At 64.3% G+C, this 16,129-nt stretch carries 14 protein-coding genes; 13 read left to right on the top strand and 1 reads right to left on the bottom strand.

What is annotated here, in order from left to right; translation table 11 throughout:
* The first annotated feature begins 36 nt into the window (after positions 1 to 36).
* The 4 genes from M2375_RS00885 to M2375_RS00870 are packed head-to-tail and all read left to right on the top strand — an operon-like array spanning position 37 to position 3,370.
* The gene (locus tag M2375_RS00885; protein WP_259163363.1) at positions 37 to 1,293 is read left to right on the top strand and encodes a lipoprotein-releasing ABC transporter permease subunit; all 1,257 of its coding nucleotides are present in this window, start codon (positions 37 to 39) and stop codon (positions 1,291 to 1,293) included.
* Positions 1,286 to 1,969 carry a lipoprotein-releasing ABC transporter ATP-binding protein LolD gene (gene lolD, locus M2375_RS00880; RefSeq protein WP_259163362.1) on the top strand — a complete coding sequence of 228 codons (684 nt, stop codon included), beginning with the start codon at positions 1,286 to 1,288 and terminating at the stop codon, positions 1,967 to 1,969. Before M2375_RS00885 ends, lolD begins: the two co-directional genes overlap by 8 nt.
* A gap of 29 nt (positions 1,970 to 1,998) precedes the next feature.
* Positions 1,999 to 2,871, top strand: coding sequence for a TatD family hydrolase (locus tag M2375_RS00875; RefSeq protein ID WP_259163361.1), 873 nt, complete (start codon positions 1,999 to 2,001; stop codon positions 2,869 to 2,871).
* Positions 2,864 to 3,370: a DNA-deoxyinosine glycosylase gene (locus M2375_RS00870; protein WP_259163359.1), complete on the top strand. Its 507-nt coding sequence runs from the start codon at positions 2,864 to 2,866 to the stop codon at positions 3,368 to 3,370. The genes M2375_RS00875 and M2375_RS00870 overlap by 8 nt, the downstream gene beginning before the upstream one ends.
* On the opposite strand, the gene M2375_RS00865 is transcribed toward M2375_RS00870, so the two are convergent.
* Complete coding sequence (locus tag M2375_RS00865) at positions 3,349 to 3,642, bottom strand: DUF2798 domain-containing protein (protein ID WP_259163358.1); 294 nt, start codon at positions 3,640 to 3,642, stop codon at positions 3,349 to 3,351. The genes M2375_RS00870 and M2375_RS00865 overlap by 22 nt on opposite strands.
* A 226-nt stretch (positions 3,643 to 3,868) precedes the next feature.
* Between M2375_RS00865 and M2375_RS00860 the strand changes: the two genes are divergently transcribed.
* The 9 genes from M2375_RS00860 to M2375_RS00820 all read left to right on the top strand — a co-directional run bounded on the left by M2375_RS00860 (position 3,869) and on the right by M2375_RS00820 (position 16,070).
* A complete protein-coding gene (locus M2375_RS00860) occupies positions 3,869 to 4,651 on the top strand; it encodes a spermidine synthase (protein WP_259163357.1) in 783 nt (260 codons plus the stop codon).
* Between the two features lie 497 nt (positions 4,652 to 5,148).
* Positions 5,149 to 6,912: a GspE/PulE family protein gene (locus M2375_RS00855; RefSeq protein WP_259163945.1), complete on the top strand. Its 1,764-nt coding sequence runs from the start codon at positions 5,149 to 5,151 to the stop codon at positions 6,910 to 6,912.
* A 255-nt stretch (positions 6,913 to 7,167) separates the two neighbouring features.
* A complete protein-coding gene (locus tag M2375_RS00850) occupies positions 7,168 to 7,656 on the top strand; it encodes a tripartite tricarboxylate transporter TctB family protein (protein WP_259163356.1) in 489 nt (162 codons plus the stop codon).
* A 12-nt stretch (positions 7,657 to 7,668) separates the two neighbouring features.
* On the top strand, positions 7,669 to 9,183 hold the full coding sequence (locus tag M2375_RS00845) for a tripartite tricarboxylate transporter permease (RefSeq protein WP_259163355.1): 1,515 nt from the start codon (positions 7,669 to 7,671) through the stop codon (positions 9,181 to 9,183).
* Between the two features lie 123 nt (positions 9,184 to 9,306).
* The gene (locus M2375_RS00840; protein WP_259163354.1) at positions 9,307 to 9,852 is read left to right on the top strand and encodes a sigma-70 family RNA polymerase sigma factor; all 546 of its coding nucleotides are present in this window, start codon (positions 9,307 to 9,309) and stop codon (positions 9,850 to 9,852) included.
* Positions 9,853 to 9,912: 60 nt separating this feature from the next.
* Complete coding sequence (locus tag M2375_RS00835) at positions 9,913 to 11,040, top strand: FecR domain-containing protein (protein WP_259163353.1); 1,128 nt, start codon at positions 9,913 to 9,915, stop codon at positions 11,038 to 11,040.
* A gap of 191 nt (positions 11,041 to 11,231) precedes the next feature.
* Positions 11,232 to 13,709: a TonB-dependent receptor gene (locus tag M2375_RS00830; protein WP_259163352.1), complete on the top strand. Its 2,478-nt coding sequence runs from the start codon at positions 11,232 to 11,234 to the stop codon at positions 13,707 to 13,709.
* 281 nt (positions 13,710 to 13,990) lie between these two features.
* Positions 13,991 to 14,641: a DUF4198 domain-containing protein gene (locus M2375_RS00825; protein WP_259163351.1), complete on the top strand. Its 651-nt coding sequence runs from the start codon at positions 13,991 to 13,993 to the stop codon at positions 14,639 to 14,641.
* A 121-nt stretch (positions 14,642 to 14,762) separates the two neighbouring features.
* A complete protein-coding gene (locus M2375_RS00820; RefSeq protein WP_259163349.1) occupies positions 14,763 to 16,070 on the top strand; it encodes a DUF3422 family protein in 1,308 nt (435 codons plus the stop codon).
* Positions 16,071 to 16,129 lie beyond the last annotated feature (59 nt).

Raw genomic sequence — 16,129 nt, 5'->3', positions numbered from 1 at the left:
TGAGACCTTGCACCAACTATATTTTTAGAACGATTTATGCAGATTCCCTATGAATTGGCGCTGGGCTGGCGCTACACCCGTGCGGGCCGGGCCACCCGGCGCAACGGGTTTATTTCGTTCATCTCGGGCGTGTCCATGCTGGGCATTGCCTTGGGGGTGGCGGCCTTGATCATCGTGCTGTCGGTGATGAACGGTTTTCAAAAAGAGGTGCGCGACCGCATGCTCAGCGTGGTCTCGCATATCGAGATCTTCACGCCCGGTGGCGACGCCTTGCCCGATGTGGCGCGTACCATCGCCGAGGCCAAGGCCAACCCGAATGTGATCGGTGCGGCGCCCTTTGTCTCGGCCCAGGCGCTGGTGGCACGTGGCGAAGACATGCGCGGCGCCTTGCTGCGCGGCATCGATCCGGCGCTGGAGCCCGAGGTCACCGACATGACCACCGGCATCGAGCAAAGCAGTTTGCAGGCGCTCACCCCGGGCAGTTTCAATGTCGTGCTGGGCTCGGAGCTGGCGCGTATTCTGGGCGTCGGCCAGGGCGACCAGGTCACCCTGATCGTGCCCAGCGGCCAGGTCACGCCAGCGGGCACCGTGCCCCGTCTCAAGCAAATGCAAGTGGTGGGCACCTTCAACTCCGGCCACTACGAGTACGACTCCAGCCTGGTGCTGATGCACCATGAGGATGCCGAGCGCCTGTTCCGCCTGGAAGGCCCCACGGGCGTGCGGCTCAAGCTCAAGGACCTGCACCAGGCCCCCGAGGTCACCCAGCAGCTGGCCAACAGCCTGAGCGGCCATTTGCTGATCCGCGACTGGACGCAGCAGAACAAGACCTGGTTTGCCGCCGTTCAAGTCGAAAAACGCATGATGTTCATCATCCTGACCCTGATCGTCGCGGTGGCCGCGTTCAACCTGGTCACCACCTTGGTGATGACGGTGACCGACAAGCGGGCCGATATTGCCATCTTGCGCACCTTGGGCGCCAGCCCGCGCAGCATCATGGGCGTGTTTGTGGTGCAAGGCGCGCTGGTCGGCGTGATCGGCACCCTGGTCGGTCTGGGCCTGGGCCTGCTGATTGCCTGCAATATCGATGTGATCGTGCCCGCGATTGAGCGCGCACTGCACACCAGCTTCCTGCCCAAGGACATCTACCTCATCAGCCAGATGCCCAGCGAGCCCCAGCGCAGCGATATCGTGCCGATTACCGTCATTTCCCTGATCCTGGCCTTTGTGGCCACCCTGTACCCCAGCTGGCGTGCCAGCCGCGTGAACCCGGCGGAGGCACTGCGCTATGAATGATTCGTCCATCGTCCTGGAGGCCTCGGGCCTGACCAAGCGCTTTACCGAAGGCCTGCTCGATGTGGAGGTGCTGCATGGCATCGACCTGACCGTGCGCGCGGGCGAAACCCTGGCCATCGTCGGCGCCTCGGGATCGGGCAAATCCACCTTGCTGCACCTGCTGGGCGGGCTGGATGCGCCCAGCAGTGGCACGGTCAGCCTGCATGGCCAGCGGCTTGACACCTTGAGCGCCACGCGCCAGGGCGAGCTGCGCAACCAGCACCTGGGTTTTATCTACCAGTTTCACCATTTGCTGCCCGAGTTCAGTGCGCTGGACAACGTGGCCATGCCGCTGCGCATCCGCCGCCTGCCCTATGCCGAATGCGCTGAGCGGGCGCGCGAGGTGCTGGCCTCGGTGGGCCTCAAGGACCGGGTGCTGCACCGCCCGGCCGAGCTGTCGGGCGGCGAGCGTCAACGGGTTGCCATTGCGCGCGCGCTGGTCACCCAGCCGGCCTGTGTGCTGGCTGATGAGCCCACCGGCAACCTGGACCGCGCCACCGCCGACACCGTGTTTGCGCTGATGCTGCAGCTGGCACGCGAGCGCGGCACCGCCTTTGTCATGGTCACCCATGATGGCGAGCTGGCCCAGCGCTGCGACCGTGCCGTGCGGATGGTGAACGGCCAGTTCGAGCGCTAAACACGTTGTAAGAACGGCTCTGTTCCCGCATGCCCTTCTGGATTGACACCCACTGCCACTGGGATGCCCCCGAGTTCGATGCCGACCGCGATGCCTTGCGCGCGGCTGCGCAGGCTGCTGGGGTGGTGCACTGCGTGATTCCAGCGGTGGAGCGCAGCAACTGGGCCACCGTGCGCGATCTGGCCCATCGCTGGGGCGACAGCTATGCGCTGGGCATCCACCCGCTCTACACCGGGCGCGCGGCTGAAGACGACATCGGCGCCTTGGCCCGCATGCTCGAAGCCTGCCGCGATGACCCGCGCTTGGTGGCGATTGGCGAGATCGGCCTGGATTTTTTTGTGCCCGGCCTGGATGCCGAGCGCCAGACCTGGTTTTACGAGCAGCAGTTGCAACTGGCGCGCCGCTTTGATCTGCCCGTCATCCTGCATGTGCGCCGCTCGTCTGACCAGCTGCTGCGGGCGCTGCGCCGCTGGCCGGTGCCCGGGGGCATAGCGCACGCCTTCAATGGCAGCTTGCAGCAGGCGCAGCAGTTTATCGAGCGCGGTTTTGCGCTGGGCTTTGGCGGCGCCGTCACCTATGAGCGCGCGCTGCACCTGCGCCGCATGCTGCAGCAGCTGCCGATGGAGGCCATCGTTGTCGAGACCGATGCCCCCGATATTCCGCCGCACTGGCTCTACACCACCGCCGAGCAGCGCGACGCCGGCCAGGCCCAGGGACGCAACCAGCCGGCGGAGATTCCGCGCATCGCGCAGGTGATGCGGGAGCTGCGGGCCGAAGCCCATGCCGATGAAGCCATAGACGCCGCCGACTGGCAGCGCGCCACCAGCGCCAATGCTGCCAGGGTGCTGCCAAAGCTGCAGCCTCTGCTGCCCGGCGCCGATGGGGGATCGCCGCATGCCTGATGCGCTGCTGTGTGGGCTGGCCCCGGTGGTGGGGCCGGGCACCAAGGTCGTGATTCTGGGCAGCTTCCCCGGCGTGCAATCCTTGCAATGGCAGCAGTACTACGCCCATCCACGCAACCACATGTGGCCGCTGCTGGCAGCGCTGTGGCCCGAGCACCCGCAGCCAGCTGCCTATGCCGAGCGCTGCGCCTGGCTGCTGGATCGGGGCCTGGGTTTGTGGGATGTGTATGCCGCCTGTGAGCGCGAAGGCAGCCTGGACACCAGCATCCGCAATGCCCAGCTCAATGATTTTGTGGGGCTCAAACAGCAATGCCCGCTACTGTTGGCAGCGGCGCACAACGGCGGGGAGAGCTTTCGCCACGCGCCCCGGGTGCAGGCCGTGCTGGGCCTGCCCAGCTACCGCCTGCCCTCCAGCAGCCCGGCCAATGCGTCATGGAGCTTTGCGCGCAAGCTCGCCGGTTGGCGCGAGGTGATGCATCACTGTGGCCTGCTCGCCTGAGCGCCTGCGGTGGGCGCGCTGACGCGGGCAGGCGATGGGGAGACGGGGCTGCCACCGACCATGCGCCATGACAGGCGCTGCACCCCAGGCGCCAGCAGCACCACGATCGTGAAGGCAGCCGGCCAGGACAGCAGGTAGGCATGCAGCCAGCGCGAGAGGAAATCTCCGACAAAGCCCAGGTTCAGCCAGGTGACCCAGGCGGTCATCAGGCCCGAGAGCAGCATGGACATCAGGATGGAAGACAAAAGGCGTTGTTTGAGAGCGTTTGACATAAGCGAGCCAGAAAAATCAATGCCGCAGTCTAAAGCGATGCATCGTCTGCCAAGTGCCTCACCGTGGTCTGCAAGCGACACCGCCTATCTATGGCATCCATTTATTTGGAAATAACTATGGTTGGCTTTCAATGCGCGACTGCTGCCTTGTCCCGATCCGCTCCCAGGCTGGCGGGCCAGGGTTATGCCGAGAGCCGTGCGGGACAACGGCCGATAATCCCACCCCATGACGACGAAAAGAAAATCCCCGCAGGCAGCCGAGCCGCTGCCCGAGGTCACCATCTCCGACTACGACGGCACCCGCTACCTGCACCTGGGGACCCCCTGGGTCCAGGGCTCGATGCGCATCAAGAAGCCTTTTGATATCGACCTGGAATATGTGCAGCGCATGATGGCCTGGCTGCTGCTGGTGGACTGGCCCACGGTGCCCGAGCGCCGAGCCATGCAGCTGGGCCTGGGTGCAGCGGCCGCCACCAAGTTCTGCACGCAAAAACTGGGCATGGCGACGACCGCCATCGAGCTCAACCCCCAGGTCATCACCGTCTGCCGCCAGTGGTTCAAGCTGCCGCCCGACAGCGACAAGCTGCAGGTGGTGCTGGGCGATGCGGGCGCCGAAATCCAGAAAACCCCGTACTTGCAAACGGTGGATGCGCTCCAGGTAGACCTGTACGACCACGAGGCCGCCGCCCCGGTGCTCGACAGCCCCGACTTTTACCAGCACTGCCGCCAGCTGCTGACCGAGGACGGCTGCATGACCGTCAACCTGTTTGGCCGCACCAACAGCTTTGCCCGCAGCCTGGCCCATATCCAGGAGGCCTTTGGCACCGAGGCGGTCTGGCGCTTTGCAGCCACCAAGGAGGGCAATACCGTCGTGCTGGCCCAGCGCACGGCCAGCCGGCCTAGCCGCGAGCTGCTCAGCCAGCGCGCCGACCAGGTGCAGCAGCAGACCGGCTTGCCGGCGCTCAAGTGGTTAAAGGTTTTTAAACCTGTGCAGCCCGTATCCGCCTGACTTTACCTAGGGACCCTCTGCAAAACTCCCTGCCGTGGTCTGAACGCGGACTCGGGCGATCCGCTGCGTTATCTTCCTTGTCAATAGCTCGCTATTGACTGCGAAAGACGCCTGGCGTCTCATCCCGATCCGCGTCCATCCCGCTTGGCGAGGGTCTTGCAGAGGATCCCAAGCGCAGCGCTGCCGATCAGGTATAAAGCCAGAAGATAAAAAGACAGAGGGAATAAACCATGGCAGCGCCTGATCAGCCAAACAAACAGAACAAAAGTCGGGGCGATGCCTTGCCCGCCGATACCTCGGGCAAAAGCCGCACTTCAGCAGTGCCCGGTACATCGGGAGCAGGGGCGCCTATCAGGCGCTCCGCTGTTTTTGTGCCCGGCAAGGTGGAAGAGGGGCCTGCGCCTTCCCGCGCCTCTGGCTCTGCCTCCGTACCATCGGTGCCAAGCGGGGCTGGCCCGGCCTCGGTGCCACCGGCGCGCAGCGGCTTGCCCGCGCTGATGCAGCGTCCCCTCGATCTGACCCAAATCATCAACTGGCTGCAGGCCGATGGCTGGATCACGCCCGAGCTGGCCCTGGCCACCATCAACCGCTGCAGCCATGCGTCCAGCAGCCAGCACCCCATCGTGCGCCTGGCCAGTGTGGTGGTGCCCCGCCAGCTGGATGGCAAGGCGCTGGATGTGGAGCTGCTCACCGAGTTTGTCGCCAAGCACTGCGGCCTGCCTTATTACAAGATCGATCCGCTCAAGGTCGATGCCGCCAAGGTGGCCGAGACCATGGGCGCGCCCTATGCGCAGCGCCACGGCATCCTGCCGGTGCAAGTCACCGCCCAGGAGGTGGTGATCGCGGTCAAGGAGCCCTGGATTGACGAATGGGTCAGCGAGGTGGAGCGCCAGGCGCGGCGCAAGGTGCGCCGGGTGCTGGCCAACCCCAAGGACATTGACCGCTACCGCAGCGAATTCTTTGCGCTGGCCAGATCGGTCAAGGCGGCCAGCAAGCTGGGCGGCTCGCTCAGCTCCCTGGGTAACTTTGAACAGCTGGTGGACCTGAGCAATACCAACCAGCAGTTCGATGCCAATGACCAGGGCATCATCCGCCTGGTCGACTGGCTGTGGCAGTTTGCCTTTGCGCAGCGCGCCAGCGATATCCATCTGGAGCCGCGCCGCGACCAGTCGGTGATCCGTTTCCGCATTGATGGCGTGCTGCACAAGGTCTACCAGATGCCGCTGGGCGTGCACAACGCCATCGTCTCGCGGGTCAAGCTGCTGGGCCGCATCGACGTGGTCGAAAAGCGCCGGCCGCAGGATGGCCGTATCAAGACCCGCAACACCTTGGGCGACGAGGTGGAAATGCGCCTGTCCACCTTGCCCACCGCCTTTGGCGAGAAGATGGTGATGCGTATCTTTGACCCGGAAAACACCGTCAAGGACTTGTCGGCACTGGGCTTTACCGCGCACGACGCGCAGCGCTGGGAGCAGCTGGTGGAGCGCCCCCACGGCATCATTTTGGTCACCGGGCCCACCGGCTCGGGCAAGACCACCACGCTTTACTCCACCTTGAAGCGCCTGGCCACCGAGGAGGTCAACGTCTCGACGGTGGAGGACCCGATCGAAATGATCGAGCCGGCCTTCAACCAGACCCAGGTGCAGCCGGCACTCGATTTCAGCTTTGTCGAAGGCCTGCGCGCGCTGATGCGCCAGGACCCGGACATCATCATGGTCGGTGAAATCCGCGATCTGGAAACCGCCGAAATGGCGGTGCAGTCTGCGCTGACCGGCCACTTGGTGTTCTCTACCTTGCACACCAACGATGCCCCCAGTGCCATCAGCCGTTTGATGGAGCTGGGCGTGCCGCCGTACCTGATCAATGCCACCTTGCTGGGCGTGCTGGCCCAGCGCCTGGTGCGTACCCTGTGTCCGCAGTGCAAGCAGCCCGATGAGGCCGCATCCACCGACGCGCTGACCGCCGCCATCCAGCCCTGGAAGATCAAGCGCGATTACCGGCCCTACAAGCCGGTGGGCTGCGAAGAATGCCGCGACACCGGCTTTCGCGGGCGCATGGGCTTGTACGAATTGCTCACCGTGTCCGAAGCCCTCAAGGACCAGGTGCATGCGGCGCCCTCCATGTCGGTGCTGCGCCGCCAGGCCGTCAAGGATGGCATGCACCCCTTGCGCCTGGCCGGCGCCTTGCGCGTGTCCGAAGGCCTCACCACCATCGAAGAGGTGATGGCCAACACGCCGCCCATCGAGATGGGCGACCGCTAAAAAACGGCGGTACCGCCCATCGCCCGCAGCGCATGGAGGCGTTGCGCCGGCAGGGACTTACCCTTGTCACTGCGCCCGCACCGGGGGCGGGCCATCCTGCGCAAACCCGCGCCCCGCTTGGGTTTTGGCCGCTTGGGAGCCTGGCATGCCCTAGGGGTTTTCCTGTGTGCAATCGTAAGTGGAATCCACATGCGTCAGCTGGCCGTCAGCGTTGACAATGCCCTGCATCCCTAAAATTGTTTGGAGACAAAGTTAATGAAGCTCAAAAGCCAAAAAGACTTTTGGGCGGGCATGATGTACATGGCAGTGGGTATTGGGTTCGCCGTTGGCGCCCAGAACTACTCGATCGGTACGGGTGCTCGCATGGGTCCGGGGTATTTCCCGTTGATTCTTGGCGTCTTGCTGACGCTGATCGGTGCTGCGGTGGCCTTCAAGGGCGTCACCGCTGGCCCCGCTGATGGGGACCCTATCGGCAAATGGGCATGGAAGCAGGTGTTCTTCATCTTGCTGGCCAACTTTGCCTTCGGCGTCTTGCTCGTGGGCGTGCCCAGCATCGGCATTCCCGCCATGGGCCTGATTGTTGCGATCTACGCACTGGTCTTCATCGCCAGCCTGGCCAGCCAGGAATTTCATGCCAAGTCGGTCTTCGTGTTGGCCACTGTCCTGGCCATTGGCAGCTACGTCGCATTCGTGTGGGCACTGAACCTTCAGTTCCCCGTGTGGCCTAGCTTTATTACCGGATAAGGGGCCAGGACCATGGAACTTTTTGACAATCTGGCCATCGGCTTCGGTGTTGCCTTCACTTTTCAAAACCTGATTTACTGCTTTGTCGGCTGTCTGTTGGGTACCTTGATTGGCGTGTTGCCGGGCATTGGCCCCGTGGCCACCATCGCCATGCTGCTGCCTGCCACCTATGCACTGCCACCCGTGGCCGCGCTGATCATGCTGGCTGGTATTTACTACGGCGCCCAGTACGGCGGCTCCACCACCGCGATCTTGGTGAACCTGCCAGGAGAATCCTCCTCAGTGGTGACCGTGATTGACGGCTACCAAATGGCCCGCAAGGGGCGCGCGGGTCCGGCACTGGCGGCTGCGGGCATTGGCTCCTTCTTCGCTGGCTGCGTGGGCACCATCATCTTGGCTGCCTTTGCACCTCCGCTGACCGAAGTGGCCTTCATGTTCGGCCCTGCCGAGTACTTCTCGCTGATGACCCTGGGCCTGATTGGCGCGGTGGTGCTGGCTTCGGGCTCGCTGCTCAAGGCCGTTGGCATGATTGTGCTGGGTCTGCTGCTGGGTCTGGTGGGTACCGATGTGAACTCCGGCGTAGCCCGTTACTCCTTCGACATTCCTGAGCTGACCGACGGTATCGACTTCGTCGTGATCGCCATGGGTGTGTTCGGCTACGGCGAAATCATTGCCAACCTGTCCAAGCCCGATGACGAGCGCGAAGTGTTTGCTGCCAAGGTGACCGGCCTGATGCCCACCAAGGAAGACTTCAAGCTGATGTTCCCCGCGATGCTGCGTGGTACGGCGCTGGGTTCGGCCCTGGGTATCTTGCCTGGTGGCGGTGCGATGTTGTCGGCTTTCGCGGCCTACACGATCGAGAAGAAGACCAAGCTCAAGCCTGGTGAAGTTCCTTTCGGCCAAGGCAATATCCGTGGTGTGTGCGCGCCTGAATCGGCCAACAACGCCGGCTCGCAAACCTCGTTCATTCCGCTGCTGACCCTGGGTATTCCACCAAACGCCGTGATGGCACTGATGGTGGGTGCGATGACCATCCACAACATCCAGCCTGGTCCCCAGGTGATGACCAGCAACCCAGAACTGTTCTGGGGCCTGATTGCCTCGATGTGGATCGGTAACCTGATGCTGATCATCTTGAACCTGCCGCTGATCGGCGTCTGGATCAAGCTGCTGACCGTGCCTTACCGCTGGTTGTTCCCATCGATCGTGCTGTTCTGCGCTGTCGGTGTGTATGGCACCAACAACAACAGCTGGGACGTGTGGATGGTTGGTATCTTCGGCTTCGTGGGCTATGTGTTCCACAAGCTGGGCACCGAGCCTGCACCTTTGCTGCTGGGCTTTATCCTGGGCCCGATGATGGAAGAAAACCTGCGCCGTGCGCTGCTGCTGTCGCGCGGTGACTGGTCGGTGTTTGTCACCCGTCCGATCTCTGCCGGTCTGCTGATTGCAGCAGCCATCTTGCTGATCGTGGTCTGCTTGCCAGCCGTGAGCAAGAGGCGCGAAGAGGCCTTTGTCGAAGAAGACTGATCGCCCGCAGCCATGCAGCAAGCTCACAAAGGCACCTTCGGGTGCCTTTTTCCATTTCTGCAAGGCAAGAATGTCGCGGCTTATCGGTGATAATGAGAGTTATTCCCATCTGAGGGGCGAGTGATGGATCGCCGATGGATTGGTTTGCTTTCCACTGGGCGATGCCGATTTGTGCTGGAGCACTACTACCGAGAACTGCTGAACTTCTGCCTGCGCAAGGTCAGAGACCGCGACACCGCGGCTGACCTGGCGCAGGAGAGCTATGCACGCGTGCTCACCATGCAGCGCGCTGGCAAGGTGATCGAGCAGCCGGCGGCCTTGCTCAAGCAGGTGGCCTTGAACGCCAAGATCGACCTGGACCGCCGCGCCCAGCTGCGCCAGCATGACGATATCGATGCGCTGGATGAGGCCCAGCAACCGGCCAGCCCCCAGCGGCTGCAGCCCGAGGCGGCCTATGCCTCGTCGCAAACCGTGCAGGCTTATCTGGCCACTATTGATGCCTTGCCGCCGCGCTGCCGCGAGGCTTTTTGCATGTACCTCTTCGATGAGCTGTCCAACCAAGAGATCGCCGAGCGCATGGGCATCTCGCTCAGCATGGTCAATCAGTACATCAGCCGTGGCAAGATCGCCTGCGCTGCCCGCAAACAGGAGCTGGACCATGGTGATTGATCCAATCCGGCTGGGGGCCGACATGCAGTTTTTCTGCGCCCATGCGTCTATAGCTTTGAGATGAGCCGCTTTTCCACCTTGCCCTCCAACGCATCCGCCCCGCCTTTTGACGAGGCAGCGGAGGCGCGCGCGCTGCAGGCCTTCTTGGGCGCGCAAGATCCCGTCGATGTGCAAGCGGCGCAGTGGCACACCCGGCAGGAACAGGGCCTCAGCGACGCTGAGCAGGCGGAACTGCTGCAGTGGCTGCAGGCCAGCACCCGCCACGCCGAAGCCTTTGGCCGGATCGCTACGGGCGTTGCCAGCTTGCGCGCGCTGCCTGCCAACGCGGTGGCCCAGTGGCGGGCCAGCCAGCAGGCCAGCCAGCCTGCAAGCGCCGCAGCAACCCCCAAGCCTGCACCGGCCATGCCAGCGCCCGCCCGCCCACGGCCATGGTTTCAGCTGCTACTGCCCAGCCCGCGCGCGCTGGCCTTGTGCACAGCGCTGTTGATGGCCCTGGGCCTGGGCTGGCAGCAGTGGATGCAGCCGGTCTACAGCGCACACTATGTGGCCGAGCGCGGCCAGCGCCAAAGCGTGCAGCTGCCCGATGGCTCCACCTTGGATCTGGATGCCGATACCGATGCACAGGTGCGCCTGTACCGCCACCGGCGCGAGGTGCAACTGGCGCATGGCCAGGCCATGTTCAGCGTCGCACCCGATGCCAGCAAACCGTTTGAGGTGCAGGCTGGCCCGGCACGGGTCACCGTAGTGGGCACCCGCTTTTCGGTGCGCTACCGCCAGGATGGCGTCGGTGCCGGCCAGGTGCGGGTCGAGGTGCAAGAGGGGCGCGTGCGTGTGGCCGCCGCGCAGGCACCGCAAACCGCTGTGCTGCTGACTGCTGGCCAAACCACCCAGGTAGCCGCCTATGGCCTGCTGGCCCCCGTAGGCAGCGTGGCCCCCGACAGCGTGGGCCTGTGGCGCAAGGGCTTGCTGCGCTTTGACCACACCCCCCTGGCCCAGGCCTTGCAGGAGATGGAGCGCTACGGCCCCACCGGCCTGGTGCTGCGCGACCCCGCCGTGGCGGCGCTGCCCATTGGCGGCAGCTACGCGACGGCAAGGCCGGCAGAGTTTGCCAACATGCTGACCCTGGTGCTGCCGGTGCGCCTGGTGCCCGGCACCGATGGCCGTGCCGAGATAGCGGCCAGGCATTAGGCCGTCTTTGCACCAGTCCCTGCCCTGGGCTGAACGCGGGCTCGGGCGATCCGCGCCCATCCCATTGGGCGAGGGTGTTGCAGAGCCTAGCTGGAAAAAATAATTCAAATAAATGGCGCGAGTGGGGTGCAGTTCTGTGCCGGCCGTGCGTCATAGAAGGTAATGAGATTCATTTACTTCATTGCCTGACCATGTCCAAAACCCCTCCGTCCTTCCGTTCTCCTTCCCGTTTGACTGCCGCACCGGTCGCCAAGATGGCCCGCTTCCACCCCGCACCCCTGGCCCTGGCTGCTGCACTGGTGCTGGCGATGCCGCTGGCCGCACATGCGCAAGCGGCAGCGCCCGCCAACCAGGCCAGCAGCCTGTCGATTGCGGCGCAGCCGCTGGGCGCTGCGCTGCAGGCACTGTCGGCAGCCACGGGCGTGTCTATCGGCTTTGCACCAGCGCTGGTCGAGGGCAAGACGGCCCCAGCCGTCTCGGGCCTGCTGACCCCGCAGCAAGCGGTTGACCGCCTGCTGGCCGGCAGCGGTCTGATGGCGCTACGCCAGGGCGAGGCCCTGGTGATCAAGGCCACGCCATCGGCTGCCGACACCAGCACCTTGCCGACCGTGACGGTCACCGCGCAAGGCGAGCGCAACGCGACCAGCGAAGGCTCGGGCTCGCTGGCGGCCTCGGCGGTCAGCATCAACAAGGGCGACCAGGCGCTCAAAGACATTCCGCAGTCCATCAGCGTGATCACGCGCAAGCAGCTCGACGAGCAAGGCATCAGCGACCTGCGCGATGCGATGAACGCGGCCACGGGCACGATGGGTGTCAAGGGCGTGGGCCAGGGCATGGTGCTGTCCTCGCGCGGTTTCCAGATCGATGCCTGGCAGTACGACGGCGTGGCGATTCCGCGCAACCACTACTCGCTAGGCAACTGGAGCGCCGAGGGCATGGCGTTCTACGACCGGATTGAGGTGCTGCGCGGTGCCTCAGGCCTGCTGCAAGGCACGGGCAGCCCGGGCGGCGCTGTCAACCTGGTGCGCAAGCGCGGCCAGCGCGAGAAGACCGTCACGGTCACCGCCCGCGCCGGATCCTGGGACCGCTACGGCCTGCAACTCGATGCCGGTGGCCCCCTGAACGACGAGGGCACACTGCGCGGCCGCCTGGTGGTGGACGAGGCGCGTGGCCACTCTTTTGTCGACTATGTGAATGAGCGCACACGCTCGCTCTATGCCGTGCTGGACTATGACATCAGCCCCGACACCACGGTGGGCTTTGGCGTCAGCCAGCTCGACAGCAAGGGCCGCCCCTTCATCATGGGCCTGCCGTTGTACGCGGACGGCAGCATGACCGACCTGCCACGCTCCACTTTCACCGGCTCCGACTGGAATCGCTCGAACGTCAAGCAAACGACGGTCTATGCGGATCTGAACCACCGCATCAACAACGACTGGAAGCTCAAGGTCTCGGCCTTGCACATGAGCGAGCAGAACGCCTCCTTGCACCAGCGCATGACCGGCAAGGTCGAGCCCGGCGGTGGCGGCGTGACCTATGACAACTGGTACACCGATTTCGACCTCAAGAAACTCGCCTTTGATGCCTTCATCAACGGCCGCTTCGATCTGGCGGGATTCCGCAACGATGTGACCGTGGGCGCCAACTATTCCAAGTACCGCTCCAACGATGTCTATGCCCGCACCTTCACAGCCGGCGCCAATATCTTCGACATCGACCACCACCGCCCCGAGCCGACCTTGGACAGCCTGCTGGCCGCCGGTGGCCGGCAGTGGAAGTCTGCCTACGATGTGCGGCAAAAAGGCATCTATGGCAGTTTGCGCACGCGTTTGACCGAGCCGCTCACCGCGATTGTGGGCGCTCGCACCAGCTGGTATGACTCGCTCTACACCAATGCGGTCAATGGCGAGCGCCAGGTCATCACTACCTCCGGGGAGATCACACCTTACGCCGGCCTGGTGTATGCACTCACCCCCGAATGGTCGCTGTACGGCAGCTACACCAGCGTGTTCGAGCCCCAGTCCGAGCGCACCGTGGACGGCAAGGTGCTCGACCCGATCACCGGCAGCAACTACGAGTTGGGCATCAAAGGCGAGCTGATGAATGGCAAGCTCAACACCTCGCTGGCACTGTTCCGCTACGACCACAAGAACCGGGCCGTCAACGACCTGGCATCGGGCTTTGCCTGCGACGGCTGGTACTGCTCCACCTCGGCCGGCAAGGTGCGCAGCCAGGGCGTGGAGGCCGAGGTGAGCGGCGAAGTCGCGCGCGACCTGCAGGCCATGGTGGGCTACACCTTCAACACCAGCAAGTTCCTGAACGACCCGACCAACCAGGGCCAGGTCTTCAGCACCTGGACGCCCAAGCACATGCTGCGCGCCTGGCTGTCTTACCAGCTGCCCGGCGATTGGAACCGCCTGAGCGTGGGCGCCGGCGTCACCGCGCAAAGCCATACCCTGAGCTATGACCGCTCGTTCAAGGTGGCTGGCTCCACCATCACCAGCCTGCGCCTGGCTTACCAAGCTACGCCCGAAGTCAGCGTGGCCCTCAACGTCAACAACCTGTTTGACAAGCGCTACCTGCTGCCCGGCTTTGTCGGCTACACCGGTGGCACCTATGGCGATCCGCGCAATGCCATGCTGACCTTAAAGTACACGCCCAAGCTGTAATCCGAAGCTGAACTGCCAACCGGCAGTGGCAGAACCCGGACTTGTCTAAAAACGGCAGCGTCCGGGTTTTGCGCTGCGCAAACTGCGTTAGGCTGCGCATTGCGATCCGCAAGCCACCCATCCCGATGGTGTGGGCCCTGCATGGCCCCGGGGCCAGCAGCCCGGCCCCGCGCGATGCCCAACCAGAGCCAGCCGCTACCGCCGCTACCGCCGCCCTGCCACCGCGCAGGGCGTCGTTTGGTACCCGCCAGCCACCGTATTCAGTCCAAGAGGAGGAGCCTATGCCTAATAAAACCCACCCATCCACCCTGTTTCGCCCCTTGCTTGCGGCGGCCTTGGCCGTGTCTGCCAGCGTCGGCGCGCTCTCGCCAGCCCATGCCGATTACCTATGGCTGCAGACCGAAAACGGCCAGACCCGCGCGCAGGTGGGCGAGCTGCACAAGACACCCGGCCCGCTGAGCGCGTTGAGCGAGCCCCGCCAGGTGGTGGCCGAAGGCAAGGCCGTGCCGGCATCGGCCGACCCCTATGTGCTGACCCAGGAAGAGGGCGCAGCGGCCGACCAGCGCTTTGCAGCCACCCGTGCCGGCAGCGATGGCGTATTGACCTACTACCAGGCCCGCTTTGGCCGCCAGGAGACCAAGCCCGTCAATGACCTGGAGCTGGTGCCCACCACGCCGCAGGGCAACACCTTTCAGCTGATGTTCAAGGGCCGGCCGGTGGCGGCCAGCCAGGTCAATGTCGATACCAGCGAAGGCTGGCGCCGCGTGCTGGCACCCGCCAAGGATGGCACTGTGAGCTTTACGCCGTCCTTCCCGGGCCTTTATGTGCTGGAGGTAAGCGCCCGGGTCAACAACGGCAGCGTCAAGATCGATGGCAAGCAGTACGACGACGTTCGCCACACCGCCACCTTGAGCTTTGAGGTGCCGCAGTAAAACTGCAGATCCGTGGGCAGGGGCCCTGGCCCCATTCATCGCCCGCCTGCACAAGTATTGGCTTGGCACGACAATTGCGGCTGGTTGACCACCGTCTGGTCATAGCCGTCTTTTGTCTTTCATGAAAAACCTGCCCCTGTTGCAACAGCACGATTTGCGCCGTGCGCTGCACAACGAAGTCCATTCCCGCCCCCCGGAAGCCCTGCCCGACAACACCGCCGTGTTCTGCACGGTGATGTGGGCCGATGCTGCCGAGCGCGCGGCCAGCCGCCAGTGGCTGCACCAGCTGCTGCGCGATCTGCAACTGCCCGTGCCCGATGCCGAGGCCAACCACCTGCGCCTGGACCTGGGCAATGGCCGCCTGCGCTGGGAGCTGCATACCGAGTTTGTCTCCTGGACCTGGATGGTGCCCATCCGCCCCGAAGCGCTGGACGAGGCCGGGCTGCCGTCTGCCAGCGACCTGGTGCCCGCCCAGTGGCTGGCCGGTTTGCCCGGCCGCTGCCTGCTGGCGATGAACGCCTGGGTGCTGCCCGCGTCCCCCGCGCTGGAGAAAAAAGTCGAGCAGCGCTGGCTGTACGAGGACAAGCTCGTCGCCTCCCAGGCCTCCGACCAGAAGGCGCATATCTACACCGATTTCTCCATCCATTCGGATGGCGCATCGCGCCTGTTTGTGCTCAACCAAGGTTTGTCAGCCGCGCGCAATGGCCGCCTGGTGCAGCGCCTGCTGGAGATCGAAACCTACCGCATGGCCGCCTTGCTGGGCCTGCCCGCTGCGCGCGAAACCATGGAAAAGCTCGCCAGCACCGAGTCTGAATTGGCCGATCTGTCTGCTGCCATCCGCAGTGCCGGCGCAGCCAGCGAGCCGCAGTTGCTTGACCAGCTCACGCGCCTGGCCGCCCAGGTCGAGAGCCAGTACGCCGCCCACCATTCGCGCTTTTCGGCCAGCACCGCCTACTTTGCGCTGGTGCAGCAGCGGGTGGGAGATATCCAGGAAACGCGCCTGGGCAGCTACCAGACCATTGGCGACTTCATGGACCGGCGCCTGACCCCCGCGCGCAACACCTGTGTGTCCGCGCACCAGCGGCTCGAAGCGCTGTCTCAGCGCGTATCGCGCCTCAGCAACCTGCTGCAGACGCGGGTCGACATCAGCCAAAAGCAAGGCCGCCAAGCGGTGCTCAAGGCGATGAACGAGCGCCAGGGCCTGCAGCTCAAAATGCAGTCCACGGTCGAAGGCCTGTCGGTCGCCGCCATCACCTACTACATCACCGGCCTCATCAGCTACCTGGCCAAGGGCCTGCAGAAATGGGGTTGGCCACTGTCGCCAGAAACGACGGCGGCGCTGGCCATCCCGGTGATAGGCTTGGGCGTCTGGTGGTCGATACGCCGCATGCACCACCGCTTGTTCCATGGGTCGGCGGATCAGCACTGATTGTTGGAGAGTTATCTTGTCTGTTTCTGTTGCACCGGCTGCGGTGCTCACGCCCAGTG

The sequence above is a fragment of the Comamonas sp. BIGb0152 genome (assembly GCF_024809975.1).
GTDB lineage: Bacteria > Pseudomonadota > Gammaproteobacteria > Burkholderiales > Burkholderiaceae_C > Comamonas.
Note: the sequence above shows the minus strand (reverse complement) of the source record. Positions and strands in the feature narration are given on the sequence as shown.

Coding starts and splice junctions, on each gene's coding strand:
- lolD (WP_259163362.1), top strand. CDS start 1,286: ATGAATGATTCGTCCATCGTCCTGGAGGCCTCGGGCCTGACCAAGCGC.
- M2375_RS00820 (WP_259163349.1), top strand. CDS start 14,763: ATGAAAAACCTGCCCCTGTTGCAACAGCACGATTTGCGCCGTGCGCTG.
- M2375_RS00885 (WP_259163363.1), top strand. CDS start 37: ATGCAGATTCCCTATGAATTGGCGCTGGGCTGGCGCTACACCCGTGCG.
- M2375_RS00830 (WP_259163352.1), top strand. CDS start 11,232: ATGTCCAAAACCCCTCCGTCCTTCCGTTCTCCTTCCCGTTTGACTGCC.
- M2375_RS00875 (WP_259163361.1), top strand. CDS start 1,999: ATGCCCTTCTGGATTGACACCCACTGCCACTGGGATGCCCCCGAGTTC.
- M2375_RS00850 (WP_259163356.1), top strand. CDS start 7,168: ATGAAGCTCAAAAGCCAAAAAGACTTTTGGGCGGGCATGATGTACATG.
- M2375_RS00855 (WP_259163945.1), top strand. CDS start 5,149: ATGCAGCGTCCCCTCGATCTGACCCAAATCATCAACTGGCTGCAGGCC.
- M2375_RS00840 (WP_259163354.1), top strand. CDS start 9,307: ATGGATCGCCGATGGATTGGTTTGCTTTCCACTGGGCGATGCCGATTT.
- M2375_RS00860 (WP_259163357.1), top strand. CDS start 3,869: ATGACGACGAAAAGAAAATCCCCGCAGGCAGCCGAGCCGCTGCCCGAG.
- M2375_RS00835 (WP_259163353.1), top strand. CDS start 9,913: ATGAGCCGCTTTTCCACCTTGCCCTCCAACGCATCCGCCCCGCCTTTT.
- M2375_RS00845 (WP_259163355.1), top strand. CDS start 7,669: ATGGAACTTTTTGACAATCTGGCCATCGGCTTCGGTGTTGCCTTCACT.
- M2375_RS00870 (WP_259163359.1), top strand. CDS start 2,864: ATGCCTGATGCGCTGCTGTGTGGGCTGGCCCCGGTGGTGGGGCCGGGC.
- M2375_RS00865 (WP_259163358.1), bottom strand. CDS start 3,642: ATGTCAAACGCTCTCAAACAACGCCTTTTGTCTTCCATCCTGATGTCC.
- M2375_RS00825 (WP_259163351.1), top strand. CDS start 13,991: ATGCCTAATAAAACCCACCCATCCACCCTGTTTCGCCCCTTGCTTGCG.